We start from the raw sequence: 14,652 nt of genomic DNA on the forward strand, positions 1-14,652 counted from the left end.
ATGACTCTTTGCGAAATCCCCGGGCTGCATGAACAACAGGCAACCGTCGCGGCTAGCAGTGCGTCCAACAAGGCAGAATCAAAGCGGACCGATCGTCAGCAGAAGAACGAGGGAGTGATCAGCGAGGGCGAGGATTCTCGAACGGCGTTTATCAATGATTGATGTGCCATCGAATCAAGAATAAGGCAGGAAATGCACTAGTGGACATAATTGAGGTCAAAGTCGGTCTTCTGGGAGATCCGTTTCCCGAGCTCTTCGAAATATGCAGCGGACCCGAGACTGATGTGTCTGGGACTCCCACGGTCACCGTCGAGGCGCGCTCATCTGAAACGCTCGCCGAGATCATCGACCGCGCACTTCCTTCTCTTGGATTAACGCTTAATGAGCAAGCTCGCGATTTCTTTATGAAGCGAGACGGAGCGCTACCCTCTATGGCCGGCCTCTGCGAATTCATCGCGATAGGGCAATATGGCGACGCGCCACCTTTGCGGCTTGGGAGAATGCTAGTTACAGACCAAAACGGCTTAATCGAGTCACATGCATATTTCTCCGATGTGACGTTCGAGCAGCTGGTCGATGCGGTAGATTTGGGGCTTATTCGAGGAGACCCGAAGAGTCTGTACCTACTCCCCGGGCCTCCCGGTGGTGGCGGACTTGAGGCTTGGGAGACATTCCTCAGTACCCTGAACACGATTTGCACCGCTTATTCACTGCCTGGCGCTATCCAGGCAACCAATGTTCTGGTCGCAAAAGCGTATCAACGAGTTACCCGAGGCCGTCAGATCGCAGAGGCAGAGGCCGTTGGGCTAAGTGCACGACAAGTCACTCCCGACGATATTCGCGTCCTGCTGGGATGCAATCAATGGACCACTGCGCAAGTGATGAGGTTTCTCGGAGTCACCGAAAATCATGCTGTTGGCTTTCTCGAATTGTTCGGATACCGGCAAGAAGCAAATGGGCGTTGGCAACGAGGCGGCACTCCCGAAGCGGATATGGCGGTAGCTGACACTAGGCTTGCCCTTTGCAATCAAGCGGAGTTTCTTGATCCGGATCTACTACCGAATACAGAAGATGAGCTGCAAGACGCCATCAAATCTTATATCGATAAAGTTATTCGAGAACGCATCGACTATCTTATAGAGCACAATGAGGCGCCAGCGGCGCCTGCAATCGACGAAGTGCTGTCCGCTAACCCGTGGGAGCCTCCTCAATAGCGCAGCGCCAGGGTTAGAGGTCAATGTCCGCTTGACGGCACCTTCCGCGCGAGTGCGGTTCAAGACTTGCGCGTGAGTGAGGCCTAGCCGCCTGGTGTGCGACGGGCTGGCACCTGCTCGCCTCGGAGCAGAGCGTGGGCGAGCGCAAAGTTGGCACTGTCACGCAGGATTTTGGCCGATTAGCGCTAACACGTCGGTGGCTAGCGTGGATAGGCTGAACCTCAACGTCATTGTGCTGCAGGGAGGTCAATGTGATCATCGGACTTGGTGGCCACACAGAGGGCGCGAGCCAAGATCCTTTCTTTCTACTTACAGCAGGACCGCTGGATGTACCGATCATCTCCGGTTCCCTCAGCAAGGATCGGCGTGAGGACATACAGATTTGGGGGGCTCTTTATGCTCTTGGACTCAATGGGATCGTTCGGCATCCACTTAATGTGGATTATGGGGACGACCCGCCAGATCGATGGTTGAGCAGCGGGGACCGCAAGTGGGGTACGGAGCTTACTGAATTAACGGTTCAAAATTTGCGGAGTCAACTCGCATCGATACGTGCTTTTGGAAGAAAGCTACACGATCGCATTCTAGCCAAATCTGACGAGTTTCCGCATCTACGGGGCCGGCTTGTGTTGCTTTTCGCGGACCCTCGCGCTTCGCTTCCGAAGACGACAACCTCCATGCTGGATGATCTGGAGAGAACACTCTCGATAGACAAGGGATACGTAGGCCAGGGACTTGAGTCCAGTTCGGAGCTTCCCAAGGAACTTGGCGAATCTGGATTCTATGGCAACTATGGACCATTCCATATTGTTGCCAATAATAATTCCGGCAGCGATCAAATCCTGATTTCTGCTTCTACACAGGGCAAGGTCTTCTTGTCCGAGGCCATCGAAGCTCTCGGTGTTCGTATTGCGGCTAAGGATAAGGCAGGAAATGAGATCTTAGTAATCACATGCGGCCTGCCCGACGGTCGCGGTTATACATGTCCTGCCGATAGCGGAATATTCCAACTGCTTCAGGAGGCAGCACAGCAAGGTATCGATATTCTACCAAAGAAGCCGATGCACATACGAGGTATCCTGATTCACCAATGGGGGACTCCCGGTTTCATTGTCTGGGGCGATGAAGAGTTGCCGTGGGTGGCTCCGAAATGAGCTGACTTGAGGAGTGGGGGCGCGACTTAACCCTCCTCGGTCGGCGGTGAGGAAGGGTCGTTTAGAAGCGCACCACTTTCGCTGCCCCATATCGTGCCAGCGGCTAGTGCTCGATCCTGACTTCAACGCAGTTGCCGTCGTTCTCACTGCGGCTGCTTTACGCCAGTACTTTGTCCTGGCGCCTCCTTATTACTTGTTGTTTCTTGGCGGCAGAGCCCGCCGGCGGTGGTGGTGCCCCGGGGAGAAAGTGGTTGGGGCCAACTCGGGGGGACGGCCTAATGCCGCCGGCGGGCTCCGCTCCGTCCCCGGACAACGGATCTGAAACGCGTTATCCGGGGCGGTCTGGCCCCGCACGATCGTGAGCAGCGTCATGGAGGGACGAGCTGCGTCTGACCGTGCGGAGGGCTCTCACTGTCGCCGTGGTGGCGTGTAGCCATTCGCCATCGCGTACCGGCAGATCTCCGCGAGGTCATCCGCGATCAGCATGGCTCGCTGGTTGCGTCTCAGTTCGAGTTCTCGCTGATTCTTGCCGTACAAGACGACGCCGCTTTTCGACGCGCGCCACTGTCGTCTCCCGGGATCCCAGTCGACGTCATAGCCGACGAGTACGGGCTTGGAGGGGCTCACAACTCCTCCGAGGCGTTGCCGTCTTCTGCGTCCGGCTCCAGGTCGGCGTCCGCCGGAGGAGTGGCCGGCTTCGCCAGGGACTTCATGGGCTTGCCAAGCGGGTCGTCGTGCCAGCCGCCGCCGAACGCACCGTTGCCGCTGTTCTCGCTCATCGGGTGACCCGCCCCATCGCGTCGGCGATGATCTCGACAGCTTCGGGGATCGCGTCTTCCGAGCAGATCAGCTCAAGCTGCGGGAGTTCATCAGCGGCCACGGGAAAGACGAAGTACCAGTTGAGCGCCCCAGCCGGGTCGGGGCCGAGTTGGACCCGTTGTGACCGCACCGGCACGAGTTTCTCTGCGGCGGCGCACACGAGGATCTGCCAGAACTTGGCCTCGACCTCAACGGTGAAGCCGTGGGCGATCAGAACCGTCTCTAAGTCGTGCAGGCGGGCGACTGCTCGCGCTTGGTCTTCCTTGGTCAGTTCGGTCGTCGCATGCACGGGGTGCTCCGTTCGCTTGCCTGTGCGTAACAAGCTTTGGCGGCCCAGCAGGTCAGGGCGATGACATCGCCGGACATCTACCGACACCTAGCGGACATGCCTATGTCGAGGGGTGTCCGGAGGTGGGACGCTGCCGAACATGACGAACGAACGGCTTCGCCGTGCTGTGCTTCGGGCCGGCTTCGACGTCGGGACTCTGGCCGAAGCCACGGAAGTCAGCAGCAAGAGCGTCGAGCGCTGGATCCGCGGTGACGTCGTCCCGTACTCACGGACGCGCTTCCGGGTCGCTGCGATCCTCCATGAGGACGAGTCATACCTGTGGCCGCAAGCTGTCGATCACGCATCTCTCGCGGGCGCTGAGCTGGTCACGACGTGGCCGCGCCGTAGCGACGTACCCCGGCATCTGTGGACGGAGCTACTGCGCCAGGCCGACCGGAACGTGGACTACCTCGCCTTCGCCGGCCTGTTCCTCACCGAGGAGCATCCCGACTGGATCCCGACGTTGCGGGCACGCGCCGAGTCGGGTGCGCGGGTGCGGATCCTGATCGGTGACCCAGCCGGTAAGCAACTCGCCTACCGCGACGCCGAGAAGGAGATCGGCGGTGGCGTCGCCGGCCGCGTGTCCGCCGTCCTGTCCTATTACCGGCCGCTCGCCGGCGTCGCTGCAATCCGCCTGCACGACACGCCCCTGTACAACTCGGTGTACCGGTTCGACGACGACATGATCGTCAACACCCACGTGTACGGCCTGCTCGCCGCGCACACACCGACGATGCATATCCGCCGGGTTGATGGTGCCTACTTCCAGACCTATTTGGAGAGCTTCGAGCGGGTATGGGCCTCAGCCCGGCCCCTCGACGGCGAGGACGAGACGTGAGCCCCAAGAAGACACGACGCGTCGACCACTGGCAGGACCCGGACGCCCCTAAGCCGACGAGCCGTAAGCCCTCAGCGAGCGTCCTGGTGCGCGACGAGAGCGGCCGTGTGCTGCTGCTACGGCGACCGGATAACGACCTGTGGACGATTCCCACCGGTGGTCTGAAGAAGGGCGAAACGATCACCGAGTGCGGCATCCGGGAATGCCGCGAAGAAACCGGTGTCAACATCGAAGTGACGGGTCTGGTGGGCGTGTTCACGACCCCGGACCACGTCATCGAGTACCGCAAGGGCGAGAAGGTCAAAGAGGTTCGGCAGCCCGTGAACGTTTGCCTCCATGCCCGCCCGGTCGGTGGCGAGTTGACTACGACGGATGAGGCTTCCGCAGTCCGTTGGATTGACCCTGGAGACCTAGACAAGTACGAAATACATCCTGCGTTGCGCCGACGCATAGACCACGGGCTTAACACCGATACACCACACGTCGATTAACCGATGCGCGCCCGGTTAGAACAATCCGTGTATCCCTTCAGCGGCATTGTCGGGAGCAGTCTCGGCGGTATCGATCGTCAGGTCAGCGCCCTCGATAGGCACGGTCTGGTCCCACGCTTTTAGCCGGTCCTCGACGTCTACGGGGTTGCGCGCCGTGAGGCGCTTTTCAGCGATGTCTCGTGGACACCAGACGTAGACAACCATCCAGTTCGCGTCTGGCATTGCCTTGATCACGGCGTCGATCGCCTCGACCTGGCCGAGGTGCAGCACCGGGTACCCGGCGGCCAGGTGGTCCAACAAGGCCGGCCGATCTACAGCGTAGACGGCGTCATAGCGGCTGTTCTCCCAGATGAGAGCACCACTCTCGCGAAGCTCACCGAGTGCGGCGCGTGAAGTCATCCGGTAGCCCGCGGTCTTCCCGGCGCCCGCCTTGAGGCGACGGAACAGGCCGTACCGGGGGTCCAGCCTGTGCAGCGCCTCGGTGATCGTGTCCTTGCCGGCGGCAGGAGGGCCGTAGAGGATCACTCCTCGCGTCATTCGTCCTCTCCTCCGAGGGCCTTCCGGAGCATCTCCTTTGCCTGCGACTGGAGAGGTTCACTCGACGCGCGGTTGTCGATGAGCGCGTACGGCGCGGCCGGCCGGAAGTCCACGTCGATGCCTGCCACGTAGCCGGCCCAGTCGGCGAGCTTTGACGCATCTCGGGCGGCCCCACGGCGGCGAATGTAGGTCTGCATCGTCTCTACGTCGCAATAGACCCAGACGAGGTGCACGTCCGCGCGCAGCGCTGTGAAACCCGCCTGCGTTCGTTTGATCCAGGCGGGATCGTTGAGTTCGCGGATGAATGGGGCGGTCAGGATGACGCTGTTCCCGCATTCGAGGTTCTCGTTCGCCGCGGCGATGAGCGATTCGTATTCGCGCGGGCGGATGCCTTGGACGTAGGTGTCCGACTCGCGATCGTGAGGGGACTTGCCCAGCAGTTCGAGCGCGACTTCGACCACGGGGCGGGTCAGTGTGTCCTTGTCGAGCATCGGCCATCCGGTTTCGCGGGCGAGGATGCGGCCAAGCTCGGTCTTCCCGCTGCCCGCGTAACCGCCGATGAGGATGACGTGCGGACTCGGCGGCCGGATCCTCTTCTCGCGCGAGAGGTCGGACTGTACGACCCGCTTTGATCGCGACTTGCTGACGACGAGCCCCTCGTCTGCGAGCACCTTCATGGCCTCGGTGATCGTGAAGACGCTGACCCCCCACTGCTCGGCGAGGTCGCGCGTGGACGGGAGGACGTCTCCGTCCCGGAGTACACCCGCCTCGATGTCGTTGCGGATGTTGCGGGCCACTTGCAGGTGGAGCGACTCCGAGCGGACCAGGCGCGATCGGGGGGTCGTCATGAGGCTTCCTCGCACTCGACGGCAGGGGCTCTGGACATGGAGCCTACCAGTTACCTAACAGGCAGCTCCGGAGATATTCCCAGATCAGCGACCTTTTTAGCTCCAAGATCCTTCTAACAGTTGACCCTTAGAGCTAACAACTGTTAGCTTCCTCGCATTGCACCACCTCAGCGGCCTAACCGGACGAGTCCGGCGGTCCGAGGCACCCCCGATGCAGGAGGTTCAGTCGTGCTCACGCAGCCGAAGAAGTGGCCCAACTACGTCATGGCCGTCGTCGTCGCGATCGTCGTCTTCAAGAACCCCGCCGGCGCGGCCCACCTGGTCAACCACGTCGTCTCCGGGATCAATCAGTTCGCGTCCTCGCTGAACGTCGGCCTGTAGCCCCTCTCGCCTCGTGGTCCTGGCGCACAGTCACCCACTCCTGCGGCGTCAGGACCACGCCCCCACCGAACGCCCCTCACGGAGGTACCTGCAATGAGCATCCACCCGAGCACTCTCGCTCTGTCGGACCTGGTCAACGAGCGTCTCTCGGGCGCTGAGTGCGTGTTCGATCCCGAGTTGCACGACGGGCCTGACCCCTGGACGACGATCGAGCCGGCGGAGGCTCGCGCGGCCCGCGAAGACGTGGCCAAAGAGGTCTGCGCGTCCTGCCCGGTCCGGGCGATGTGCGACGAGTACGCGGCCCGTGTCCGCCCCGAGCGCGGCGTCTGGGCCGGCCGTACGGCGCAGGAAATCGCGGTGCTGACCGTGGCCGCGCGAGTCGCCTGACGCGCCGAACCACTCGACTTTCAGAGAGGGAGACCCCTGATGAGTACGACCCAGTTGATTCAGCGGGCCGGAGTCGCCTCCGTGCTGTGCGTCCTGGTGCTCGCCCTGACCGTCGCCCTGTTGCGCCTGGTGGCGCTCCCGCTCGCGCTCTCCGCGCTCGCCCTGGACAAGGCAGCCGTACTGGCCGCTCGTCCGCTCACCCCCTCCACCGCGACCGCTCGGGAGGCGCGCCGATGACCTGGGATGCCAAGGCGGAGCGCATCGAGGCGCAGGGCAAGGCCGATCTCGCTGCGGCGCAGGCCGAAGCCCTCCGCGTACAGAACGAACTCGCACGGAAGACCGCCGAGAACCGGCGCGACGACGAGCGCGCGACGCGGCGGCAGGAGGAGAGGGCCGAACGTCACCGGCAGGCGACCGAACGCGCGAACCGACGTCGGCAGCGCCGTACGGACGCATGGCGGGCCGGCACGGCGGCAGGACGACGGTGGGGACTGCCCGTCCTGGCGATCGGCGCTCCGGCGGTCATCGCCTGGAACGGACAGTACGAGTTCGGCCGTCAGGTCATGCACCTGGGCGTGCTGGCCCCGCTGCTCCCCGTCGCCCTGGAGGGCTCGGTTCTGTACTCGGCGCGTCTGGCGCACGAGGCGATCGAGGCCGACCAGCCCGCCGGCCGGTACCGGGCGATGACCTGGATTCAGGCGGGTATCGCCTCCTGCCTGAACGTCTGGCACGGGCTCACCTCCGCCGGACACAGCCTTCACCACCTCGCAGTGACCGACTATCAGGTCGGTGTCGCACTCGGCCTGACATCTCTGCTGGGCATCGCGTTGCTTGAGCTGACGGTCGCGCTCAAGCAGCGGAAGCAGCGCGCTCGTACCGCCGCGCAGACGCGTCAGGCTCTCATCCGGCGTGTGCGCTTCCCCCGGCTTAGCGCGCAGGCGGCGGCGATCTCCGCCGCGCGGGGCGTCGCCGCTGACGAGGCGTGGCGCGCTGCGTGGATCGACCGGTACGGCGTCGGGCCGGAGGCCACCCGCCGCGCTCGCCGTACGGCCCGCAAGATCCTCTCCCGCCAACAGCGCGCCGACCGCGACGCGGCCGGCGCGGGCAACCTGGCGATCAAGGACGGTGTGATCGTCCGTACCGACGTCGAACCGACCGACGCCGAGCGGGACGCGGCCATCTTGGAAACGGCGCTGGCCGACGAGGTCGAGGCGTGGCTTGCCGATCGTGAACCGCCAGACGCGGGGTCCACATCGCCCCTCCACGATCCGGACATGGACGGCTCGGACGGGGCCGCCAAGCCTGCCGGCGGCTCGCGCGACTTCCCGTCGCCGGAGGCGGACCAGATCCGGGCCAAGCAGCGAAATGACCGCCTCGACCATACGGGCCACACCGCGCGGTCACGGTCAGGGGCCGAGGCACGCCGCGCCAAGGGTGCCCAGACCCGCCAGCGCATCGCCGATCACCTCGCCGCCCACCCCGACCACAAGCCGAAGCAGATCGCCGAGGCGCTCGACCTGGGCGTGACCACCATCAAGCGGCACCTACGGGCCATCGCGGACGGGGGCGCGGCATGACACACAGCCATCGGGCGCGCTGCGAACACCAGCGCCTCATGTCCGCGGCCTCGCCCTGCCGCCAGTACGGCACCGAGGACCGCGACGGGATACCGGTCTGCCTCGACCACGCCGACCTGTTCGACCAGCTTCACACCGACTGACCCGGCCCCTCGAAGCTCAGCGCGGGCGGCGGCCCATCCGCCAAGACACGCCGCCGCCCGCTCCCCAGATGCGACACCTGGAGATCTCCAGCATGAGCCAGACCCCGAAGTACCGCGAGGACTCCGAACCCGTCGACGCGCAGATCGTGCCGTTCCCCGGCCCCGGTGGACCGGTCTTGGACGGCGAGGTCATCGACGCCGAGGTGATCGGCGAGGACTCGGCAGACGTCCTGGTCGACGAGCCGGTTTCCCGTACGCCGGGCGACGGGTGGCTGTCGGCCCGCCGCACCTACCTGGAGTCCGCTCCGGCGGTCATCCCCTCGTACCTGCTCGACCGCCGCGAGTTCTCCGAGAACGCGCGCTTCGTCGCCCGCTACTTCCGCCACGTGGCCGGCTTCCACGCGGCCCGTACGCCCGTGTACCTGCTCCGGCTGATGTCCCGATCGCCGCGCGGCACGGCGCGGCTGACGCGCCGGTGGTGGTTGTGGGTGACCGACGCCGAAGCCCGCCCGGTCGTGGCCAAAGCCGCCGCGAACGCCGACCCCGCCGCCTGGATGCACCTGTCCGCGATCCAGACCAAGCGCACCGGCCCGCGCAAGCGCGTCTCCATCGTGGTGGCCGTCCCGGTCGGGTTCCTCATCATGGCGGCGGCCGTGCTCCTGCCCGGCTGGGCGTTCGCCGCCGTCGCGGCCGGCGTGGCCTCGCTGCTCGGTGTGGCAGGCAGGGACCCGGACAAGCCGATCGTTCAGCGGTACGTCTCGGTGCACGTCATGCGCCCGCTCGCCTCACCCGAAGTCGAGGCCGCCCTTGTGGCGATCGGGGTCAAGGGCGATGTCGACTGGCCCGAGCCGATCCAGACCGACGGCCCCGGCTGGCGAGCCGAGATCGACCTACCGCCCGGCGCGCTCGCCACCACGGTCCTGGAGAAGCGCGCCGAGCTGGCCGGCGCGATGCGCCGCCCGCTGGGCACCGTGTGGCCCGGCACCGACACCGACGCCCACCCCGGACGGCTGGTGTTGTGGGTGGCCAAGCAGGACCCCGCCAAGACTCCCCGGCGCCTGTGGCCGCTGCTGCGAACCGGTACGGCTGACCTGTTCGAACCGGTCCCGTTCGGGTTCGACCCGCGCGGGCGGCTCGTCACGGTCCCGCTGATGTACAGCAACCTCATCATGGGCGGCGTCCCCGGCTCGGGAAAGACCAGCGCGGTCCTCGCCATCGCCGCCGCCGGCGCGCTCGATGTGACGTGCGAGGAGTGGATCTATGAGCTGAAAGGCTCCGGTGACCTGGAGGGCCTCAAACCGATCTGCCACCGCTACGTCAGCGGGGACGACGACGAGCACTGCAAGGCCGCCCTCGACGGCCTCAAGGCCCTTGAGCGTGAGCTGAAGCGCCGCAAGAAGGTCGTCGCCGACCTGCCCGTCTCCGAAGTACCGAACGGCCGGAAGGTGTACCCGCACCTTGCCGCCCGCAAGAACCTGGGCCTGCACCCGCTGCTCGCCATCTTCGATGAGGCGCACACCCTGTTCGAGCACGAGAAGTACGGCAAGCTCGCGGGCGAGATCGCCGGACGCCTCATCCGCAAGGCCCGCGCGTACGGCATCATCCTGGTCTTCACCACCCAGCGCCCGGACGCCAAGTCGATCCCCAAGGGCGTCTCCGACAACGCCATGCTGCGGTTCTGCCTCGCCGTGGCCAGCCACACCGCGAACGACCTGATCCTTGGCACCTCGATGTACCAGCGCGGCATCCGGGCGACGATGTTCGACCCGCGCAAGGACGCCGGTACCGGCTGGCTCGCACGCTCGGCGCTGGACACCGAGATCGTACGAGCGGCGTTCATCACCCAAGACGAAGCCTTCGCGATCGGACGACGCGCGCTCGCCCTGCGCACCGCCGCCGGCACCCTGTCCGGCGAAGCCGCAGGCGAGACCATCGCCGAAGTGGACGCGAGTGACCTGGTTGACCACCTGCGCGCCGTCTGGCCGAGCGGGGAGGACACCATGCACTCACACCGGCTCGTCGAGGCCCTCGCCGCCTACCGGCCCGACCTGTACGACGCGTGGGTCAAGACCGACAAGCCCACCACGGCGATGACCGAAGACGACCTTCGAGACGTACGCGCCACTCGCTCCACCGCCCTGTCGAACGCCCTCAAGCCCTACGGCGTCCGGACGCGCCAGATCAACAAGCGCGGCGACGGAGGCGGCGGCAAGGGCCTGCGCTACGACGACCTTCCCCAGCGCTCAGAAGAGGTCTTCGAGGACCCGGACGAGGACTGAGCGGTTCCACCGCCCCCGAAACCGGTTTCGGGCCTGGTATCGCCAAAACCCGGCGCTGAACAGCCCGATTACGGGTTTCGCCCCGCCCTCGGATGCGGCGGGCGGCCCGGCGCACAGCCACCACGCACGACGCCGGGCCGCAACCCCCAACCGAACCGGAGGCCCTCCCATCATGACCCGCCACGCCCTCCCCGATCAGAGGTTCACCGCATGACCAAGCCCACCGCGCTCCACCTGGTCGACGGCGACGAGGACTCCGGCGACGCCGAGCCGGGCCGCGTGCTGCCGCACAACATCGAGGCCGAACAGGTCGTGCTCGGTGCCGTGATGCTCGCCCCGCCCGTACTCACCGAAGTCCGGGAGCTGCTCGACGGCAGTGAGTTCTTCCGGCCCGCGCACGTACGGATCTGGGAGACCATCACGGGCCTCGCCGACCATGGCGACCCGTTCCACGCCATTCCGGTCGCCGCCGCCCTCGGCAAGGACCTGATCAAGTCCGGCGGCGCTCCATACCTGCACACCCTCGTGAGCGTCGTCCCGACCGCCGCGAACGCCGGCTACTACGCCCAACTCGTACGAGACCTGGCCTACGCACGTCGCGTCATCGAGACCGGCACTCGCCTTAGCCAACTCGGCTACGACGCCCCCGCCCAGGGCAACACCGCCGACCTGCGCGCCGCCGTGGCCGCCGAACTCGCCTCCGTCGCGGTGACCGATGCGCGAGGCTGGGCCGAGCCGACGCCCCTCACCTCCACCCCGACCGGCCTGCCGTCCTTCCCGCTGTGGACGCTGCCGGACTGGATCGGGGAGTACGCCGCGAGCCTCGCCGAAGTCACCCAAACCCCCGCCGATCTCGCCGGATGCCTCGCCCTGGCCGTGCTCGCCGTCGCGGCCGGCGGCAAGGTCTGGGTCCAGGCGCCCGCGTGGCAGGAACCGGCGAACCTGTTCACGGTCGTCGTCCTGCCACCCGGCAACCGCAAGTCCGAGGTCTACCGGGCCATGTGCGCCCCGATCAAAGCCGCCGAGAAGGCCCTGATCGCCGACGCCGAACCGGTCATCGCCGAAGCGGTCATCCGCCGCCGCATGGCCGACGCCGAAGCCGACAAGACCGCCAAGGCGGCAGAGAACGCCCTCCACCCCGCCGAGAAAGACGCCGCCCTCGCCGAAGCAACCCGCGCCAAACTCGACCTCGACGCCACCATCGTCCCCGCAACCCCGCGCCTGTTCTCCGACGACGCGACCGTCGAAGTCCTCACCTCGCTTCTGCACGAGCAGGGCGGGCGCATGGCGGTGCTCTCCCCCGAAGGGGAAGTCTTCTCCATCGCCGCGGGCCGCTACTCCGGAGCGCCGAACTTCGCCGTCCTGAAGAAGGGCCACGCGGGTGAAGAGATGCGCGTTGACCGGATGGGTCGGGAGTCCGAGCAGATCGACGCCGCAACCGTCACGCTCGGAATCTGCACCCAACCGGGCGTCCTGGCCGAACTCGGCGCTACGCCACAGTTCCGCGACCAGGGGCTCTTGGGACGCCTGCTGTTCTCCGTCCCCGAATCCTTGCTGGGCTACCGGAACAACCAGCCCGCCCCGATGCCGGAAGACCAAGAAGCGACCTACCGGTTCAACGCGAAGACGCTCATTCTCTCGCTGGCGCGTCTGTCCGAACCGGCCACGCTCACCTTCACCCACGAAGCCCAAGCGGCCATCGTGCGACTCCTCGCCGACATCGAACCGCGCTTCCGCCCAGACGGCGACCTCGCCCACATGACCGACTGGGGCGGCAAACTCACCGGCGCGACCGTACGCATCGCCGGCCTCCTCCACCTCGCGAAGAACCTCCGCGACGGCTGGGACACCCCCATCACGACCGACACGTTCGCCGACGCCCGCGACATCGCGGACTACTTCACCGAGCACGCCAAAGCCGCCTACGACGCCATGGGCGCGGACCCCGCCACCGCCGACGCCAAAGCGGTCCTCGACTGGGCGCGTAACACCACCACGACCCGCTTCACCACCCGCGACATCCTCCCCGCCCTCCGCCGTTTCAAGAAGGTCACCGACCTGGACCCCGGCCTGCGCCTCCTTGAAAGCCACGGCTGGATCCGACGCCTCCCACCACCACCACGCACCGGACGCGGACGCCCAGCCGCACCCACCTACGAACTCCACCCCAGCGCCCTGGAGACCTCACGGTGACCGTCCCCGCGCACCTCACCGACCGTCACCGCCGCGAACAGCTCATCACGTCCAGACGCCCCGCAGCACGTCAGCACAAATCAGCAAAAACAATTCTGCTGAATTTCGCTGACATGCTGCACGCGCCTCGCGCTCCACCAGTCCTCCGAGCCGGACACGCGCCGTCACCGACCCACGACGACCGAACGCCTCCACCTCTGATCGCACCAGCACCACCCGGAGGGCTTGCCAATGAGGACCGCCGAGCGCATTCACGACAAACTCACCCTCGCCGAAGTGTGCGCCGAACTCGGCATCTCCCGATCGACCTTCTACGACTGGCGAGCCAAACAGAAAGCACCCCGCTGCATCACCCTGCCCAACGGCAGCCTGCGCATCCGCCGAGCCGAACTCGACCGCTGGCTTAACGCCCGAGAGGACGCCGCCTGATGCAGAACATCACTTACGATGTCCGGATCTACAAGACCGAGGTCTACAAGGGCAGCAGGGTCACGACCTACCGCGCCCGCTGGAAGACCGGCCCGAAGGTATGGGGAGAACAGTTCCGGAATAAGGCTCAGGCGACGAGCTTCGAAGCCGAACTTCGAAGCGCTGCCCGGAAAGGCGAAGCGTTCGACGTCACTACTGGACGCCCGGTCTCCTGGGGTCGAACGCAAAGCGACATGACGTGGTACGACTTCTGCCTTTCCTACGTGGACATGAAATGGAAGGGCTCATCGGGCAAGCACCGCGCCAACACGGCTTGGGCGTTGGTGACCATCATGCCGGCGATGCTGGCCAGCGGACGCGGGAAGCCTGCCGACAAGGCGATCCGGTCGGCGCTCCGGCAGTGGGCGTTCAACACAAAGAACCGTGAGCGGTGCCCGGATGAGGCGGCTAGGACGCTCAAGTGGGTCGCTCGCAACACCAAGCCCGTCTCCGACCTGACGAACGCCAAGACGACCCGCGCCGTCCTCAACGCCGCCGCAACCCTCCTCGACGGTAAACCGGCCGCACCCTCCACCGTCCGACGGAACCGAGCGATCCTGCACAACGCGTGCGAGTACGCGATCGAACTCGGCCTGCTCACCGAGAATCCCATCAAGGCCGTCAAGTGGAAGGCTCCCAAAACGTCTTCCGAGGTAGATCGGCGCTCAGTCGTCAACCATGCCCAGGCTCGACGACTCTTCGACGCCGTACGCGTGCAGGAACCCAGCGGCCCACGGCTGGTCACGTTCTTCGCCGTCCTGTACTACGCCGGCCTCCGCCCAGAAGAAGCCGTCAACCTCCGCCGAGAGAACATCGACCTGCCTCCGCTGACATTGAGCCAGGACAATCGGACATGGGAGGAACCCACTGACCCGTCCCGGGTTTGTTGGAGGCTCGATCAGAAGGGAAGATCGAGCACATGGCAGCGAAGTCCCCCTACTCTCCGGAGCTGCGCCGGCGTGCGGTGCGCATGGTCGGTGAGGTCCGCCCCCAGT

Annotated in this window: 17 protein-coding genes and 1 pseudogene; 13 read left to right on the plus strand and 5 right to left on the minus strand. The window is 65.6% G+C overall.

All coding sequences use genetic code 11. The features are described from left to right. The first annotated feature begins 161 nt into the window (after nucleotides 1-161). Together QWU11_RS34795 and QWU11_RS34800 are read left to right on the plus strand one after the other, a co-directional pair. Nucleotides 162-1,214, plus strand: a complete 1,053-nt coding sequence (locus QWU11_RS34795) for a hypothetical protein (protein WP_290118751.1) — start codon at nucleotides 162-164, stop codon at nucleotides 1,212-1,214. Between the two features lie 251 nt (nucleotides 1,215-1,465). Then, nucleotides 1,466-2,368, plus strand: coding sequence for a hypothetical protein (locus QWU11_RS34800; RefSeq protein WP_290118752.1), 903 nt, complete (start codon nucleotides 1,466-1,468; stop codon nucleotides 2,366-2,368). A gap of 408 nt (nucleotides 2,369-2,776) precedes the next feature. Here the strand turns inward: QWU11_RS34800 and QWU11_RS34805 are convergent, their stop codons facing one another. From QWU11_RS34805 to QWU11_RS34815, 3 genes are read right to left on the minus strand one after another with little or no spacing between them, the layout of a single operon-like run. Continuing rightward, entirely contained in the window at nucleotides 2,777-2,995 is a 219-nt protein-coding gene (locus QWU11_RS34805) for a hypothetical protein (protein ID WP_290118753.1), read from the minus strand. Continuing rightward, the gene (locus tag QWU11_RS34810; RefSeq protein WP_290118754.1) at nucleotides 2,992-3,147 is read right to left on the minus strand and encodes a hypothetical protein; all 156 of its coding nucleotides are present in this window, start codon (nucleotides 3,145-3,147) and stop codon (nucleotides 2,992-2,994) included. Before QWU11_RS34810 ends, QWU11_RS34805 begins: the two co-directional genes overlap by 4 nt. Further along, nucleotides 3,144-3,476 (minus strand): hypothetical protein, encoded by a 333-nt coding sequence (locus QWU11_RS34815; RefSeq protein WP_290118755.1) that lies wholly within the window; start codon nucleotides 3,474-3,476, stop codon nucleotides 3,144-3,146. The genes QWU11_RS34810 and QWU11_RS34815 overlap by 4 nt, the downstream gene beginning before the upstream one ends. Nucleotides 3,477-3,615: 139 nt before the next feature. Between QWU11_RS34815 and QWU11_RS34820 the strand changes: the two genes are divergently transcribed. After that, nucleotides 3,616-4,353: an XRE family transcriptional regulator gene (locus QWU11_RS34820; protein ID WP_290118756.1), complete on the plus strand. Its 738-nt coding sequence runs from the start codon at nucleotides 3,616-3,618 to the stop codon at nucleotides 4,351-4,353. Further along, nucleotides 4,350-4,844, plus strand: a complete 495-nt coding sequence (locus tag QWU11_RS34825; RefSeq protein ID WP_290118757.1) for an NUDIX domain-containing protein — start codon at nucleotides 4,350-4,352, stop codon at nucleotides 4,842-4,844. The genes QWU11_RS34820 and QWU11_RS34825 overlap by 4 nt, the downstream gene beginning before the upstream one ends. A gap of 15 nt (nucleotides 4,845-4,859) precedes the next feature. Here the strand turns inward: QWU11_RS34825 and QWU11_RS34830 are convergent, their stop codons facing one another. Then, nucleotides 4,860-5,381 (minus strand): guanylate kinase, encoded by a 522-nt coding sequence (locus QWU11_RS34830; protein WP_290118758.1) that lies wholly within the window; start codon nucleotides 5,379-5,381, stop codon nucleotides 4,860-4,862. Then, the gene (locus QWU11_RS34835) at nucleotides 5,378-6,229 is read right to left on the minus strand and encodes a GntR family transcriptional regulator (RefSeq protein WP_290118759.1); all 852 of its coding nucleotides are present in this window, start codon (nucleotides 6,227-6,229) and stop codon (nucleotides 5,378-5,380) included. The genes QWU11_RS34830 and QWU11_RS34835 overlap by 4 nt, the downstream gene beginning before the upstream one ends. A gap of 228 nt (nucleotides 6,230-6,457) precedes the next feature. Between QWU11_RS34835 and QWU11_RS34840 the strand changes: the two genes are divergently transcribed. The 9 genes and pseudogenes from QWU11_RS34840 to QWU11_RS34880 form a co-directional block, all read left to right on the plus strand. Beyond that, nucleotides 6,458-6,610, plus strand: coding sequence for a hypothetical protein (locus QWU11_RS34840; RefSeq protein WP_290118760.1), 153 nt, complete (start codon nucleotides 6,458-6,460; stop codon nucleotides 6,608-6,610). 93 nt (nucleotides 6,611-6,703) lie between these two features. Continuing rightward, nucleotides 6,704-6,997, plus strand: coding sequence for a WhiB family transcriptional regulator (locus QWU11_RS34845; protein ID WP_290118761.1), 294 nt, complete (start codon nucleotides 6,704-6,706; stop codon nucleotides 6,995-6,997). 39 nt (nucleotides 6,998-7,036) lie between these two features. After that, nucleotides 7,037-7,234, plus strand: coding sequence for a hypothetical protein (locus QWU11_RS34850; RefSeq protein WP_290118762.1), 198 nt, complete (start codon nucleotides 7,037-7,039; stop codon nucleotides 7,232-7,234). Then, the gene (locus QWU11_RS34855; protein WP_290118763.1) at nucleotides 7,231-8,574 is read left to right on the plus strand and encodes a DUF2637 domain-containing protein; all 1,344 of its coding nucleotides are present in this window, start codon (nucleotides 7,231-7,233) and stop codon (nucleotides 8,572-8,574) included. The genes QWU11_RS34850 and QWU11_RS34855 overlap by 4 nt, the downstream gene beginning before the upstream one ends. Beyond that, nucleotides 8,571-8,717 carry a hypothetical protein gene (locus QWU11_RS34860; RefSeq protein ID WP_290118764.1) on the plus strand — a complete coding sequence of 49 codons (147 nt, stop codon included), beginning with the start codon at nucleotides 8,571-8,573 and terminating at the stop codon, nucleotides 8,715-8,717. Before QWU11_RS34855 ends, QWU11_RS34860 begins: the two co-directional genes overlap by 4 nt. Nucleotides 8,718-8,785: 68 nt before the next feature. Further along, entirely contained in the window at nucleotides 8,786-10,996 is a 2,211-nt protein-coding gene (locus tag QWU11_RS34865) for a cell division protein FtsK (RefSeq protein WP_290118765.1), read from the plus strand. Nucleotides 10,997-11,206: 210 nt separating this feature from the next. Then, nucleotides 11,207-13,189, plus strand: a complete 1,983-nt coding sequence (locus QWU11_RS34870; RefSeq protein ID WP_290118766.1) for a DUF3987 domain-containing protein — start codon at nucleotides 11,207-11,209, stop codon at nucleotides 13,187-13,189. A gap of 231 nt (nucleotides 13,190-13,420) precedes the next feature. After that, a complete protein-coding gene (locus QWU11_RS34875) occupies nucleotides 13,421-13,618 on the plus strand; it encodes a helix-turn-helix domain-containing protein (protein ID WP_290118767.1) in 198 nt (65 codons plus the stop codon). Further along, a pseudogene (locus tag QWU11_RS34880) lies at nucleotides 13,618-14,652 on the plus strand (hypothetical protein); the annotation flags it as partial. The gene QWU11_RS34875 and the pseudogene QWU11_RS34880, both read left to right, overlap by 1 nt.

Origin of the sequence: Actinomadura sp. DC4, from assembly GCF_030406325.1 — a bacterium.
Taxonomy (GTDB): domain Bacteria; phylum Actinomycetota; class Actinomycetes; order Streptosporangiales; family Streptosporangiaceae; genus Actinoallomurus.

Excerpts from the sequence above, each read along its gene's own strand:
- QWU11_RS34820 (WP_290118756.1), top strand. The coding sequence starts at position 3,616 with ATGACGAACGAACGGCTTCGCCGTGCTGTGCTTCGGGCCGGCTTCGAC.
- QWU11_RS34850 (WP_290118762.1), top strand. The coding sequence starts at position 7,037 with ATGAGTACGACCCAGTTGATTCAGCGGGCCGGAGTCGCCTCCGTGCTG.
- QWU11_RS34830 (WP_290118758.1), bottom strand. The coding sequence starts at position 5,381 with ATGACGCGAGGAGTGATCCTCTACGGCCCTCCTGCCGCCGGCAAGGAC.
- QWU11_RS34835 (WP_290118759.1), bottom strand. The coding sequence starts at position 6,229 with ATGACGACCCCCCGATCGCGCCTGGTCCGCTCGGAGTCGCTCCACCTG.
- QWU11_RS34845 (WP_290118761.1), top strand. The coding sequence starts at position 6,704 with ATGAGCATCCACCCGAGCACTCTCGCTCTGTCGGACCTGGTCAACGAG.
- QWU11_RS34860 (WP_290118764.1), top strand. The coding sequence starts at position 8,571 with ATGACACACAGCCATCGGGCGCGCTGCGAACACCAGCGCCTCATGTCC.
- QWU11_RS34875 (WP_290118767.1), top strand. The coding sequence starts at position 13,421 with ATGAGGACCGCCGAGCGCATTCACGACAAACTCACCCTCGCCGAAGTG.
- QWU11_RS34795 (WP_290118751.1), top strand. The coding sequence starts at position 162 with ATGTGCCATCGAATCAAGAATAAGGCAGGAAATGCACTAGTGGACATA.
- QWU11_RS34865 (WP_290118765.1), top strand. The coding sequence starts at position 8,786 with ATGCGACACCTGGAGATCTCCAGCATGAGCCAGACCCCGAAGTACCGC.
- QWU11_RS34870 (WP_290118766.1), top strand. The coding sequence starts at position 11,207 with ATGACCAAGCCCACCGCGCTCCACCTGGTCGACGGCGACGAGGACTCC.
- QWU11_RS34855 (WP_290118763.1), top strand. The coding sequence starts at position 7,231 with ATGACCTGGGATGCCAAGGCGGAGCGCATCGAGGCGCAGGGCAAGGCC.
- QWU11_RS34810 (WP_290118754.1), bottom strand. The coding sequence starts at position 3,147 with ATGAGCGAGAACAGCGGCAACGGTGCGTTCGGCGGCGGCTGGCACGAC.